Annotated in this window: 2 protein-coding genes; both read left to right on the plus strand. The window is 37.6% G+C overall.

All coding sequences use genetic code 11. The features are described from left to right. Positions 1-147 precede the first annotated feature (147 nt). A complete protein-coding gene (locus AC1DSB_RS19125; protein WP_477531326.1) occupies positions 148-978 on the plus strand; it encodes a sigma-E processing peptidase SpoIIGA in 831 nt (276 codons plus the stop codon). A 19-nt stretch (positions 979-997) separates the two neighbouring features. Beyond that, positions 998-1521: sigma-70 family RNA polymerase sigma factor (locus AC1DSB_RS19130; RefSeq protein ID WP_477587403.1), on the plus strand; the 524-nt coding region annotated here is incomplete at its 3' end.

Genomic DNA, 1521 nt, shown 5'->3' on the forward strand with positions numbered 1-1521 from the left:
GAAGAATATAAATTAGAAGCCCAACTTAAGTAGCTTAAATTGCTACTTAAGTTGGGCTTTTTTTGTCGTAGATTTTTTTAATAGAGATACAAGAACTGACATGTTTTGCGACGGACAAGTGATACCTTATTTGTAGGAGGTGAGAAAATGTATGCTGAAGTCTTGATCTCGATTAATACACTCATTAATTTTTCATTACTTTCCTTTTCAAACAAAATGGGTTCGTTTCATCAAAAGTCTTGGCGATTATGGCTCAGTGCATTTATGGGTGGTGTAAGTGTTGTTCTGTTTGGTGGTAGTTTCCTTTCAATCGTTGCAACCTTTGTAGTTATGACGACAATTGCTTTTGGAATGAATCGCACCAATTGGATACTGGCAGCAACAAATACTTTAATTGGGGCTTTGTTTGCCGGTGGTCTACTGACAGTCATACAGCCACTTTTAGCCAATGCCAGCTGGTATGTAGTTTTGATGGTTGCAGGTAGTGTGTTGGTGTTTAGTTTAATGGGTGTCAGAAAAAATTGGTTCCGTGTCAATCTGACGGCCTTGAAAGATTCGTATGTCGGTCAAGTGACCATTCGCTTGTTTCAACAAGAATTTCAACTCACCTCATATTCAGACACTGGCAACCAATGCATAGAACCGTTGTCAGGCAATCCTGTTCATTTTATTTCTGCAGAAAAAATGAAATCATACCTCCCAATGGATTTGTGGCAGTATCTTTACGATTTTGAAGGAAGTTCATCTGAAAATTTTAAAGATGTTCCTTTACCATTTCGCTCTCAATTGCGATTGATTCGTCTCCAGACCGTTCAAAATGAATCGACATGGGCAATTGGCATTAAAGTTGATCATATCCGTTTGAAAACAAAAACTGAGCAATCATTGGCGCCGTGTTATATCGTTCTGACTAAAAACAGCAAACATTTTCCACGTCAAACAGATGTTATTTTGCATGCTTCAACATTATTCAGCTAATCATGGGAGGGCGAATGCTATGTTAATGAAAATTTGGAACAGACTGATCGAGCTATGGAGTCGATGGCGTAGTAAAGGAACATACTATATTGGCGGTAGTGAGTCATTGCCACATCCAATGAATCGTGAAGAAGAAGCAAAAACGATTGATGCGTTTATGAATGGCAGTCTTTCTGCTCGTGACACGTTGATTGAGCGTAATTTGAGGCTTGTTGTCTATATTGCAAGACGTTTCGAAAATACTGGTACACATATTGAAGATTTAATCAGCATTGGTTCGATTGGACTTATTAAAGCGATTGAAACATTCAATACAGAAAAGAAAATTAAACTTGCCACATATGCTTCACGTTGTATTGAAAATGAAATTCTGATGCATCTTCGAAAAACGAGCAGATTAAAATCTGAAGTTTCTTTTGACGAACCATTAAACTCGGATGCTGATGGCAACGAATTGTTACTTTCGGATATTTTAGGCACTGACGAACATATTATTGCAGAAGACGTTGAGAAAAAGATTGAACGTCAATTTATGTTTTCTGC

The organism is Paenisporosarcina sp. P4_E4_2, from assembly GCF_056401595.1.

Bases quoted from the DNA above. Each gene is read 5' to 3' on its own strand.
- AC1DSB_RS19125 (WP_477531326.1), top strand. From the start codon at position 148: ATGTATGCTGAAGTCTTGATCTCGATTAATACACTCATTAATTTTTCA.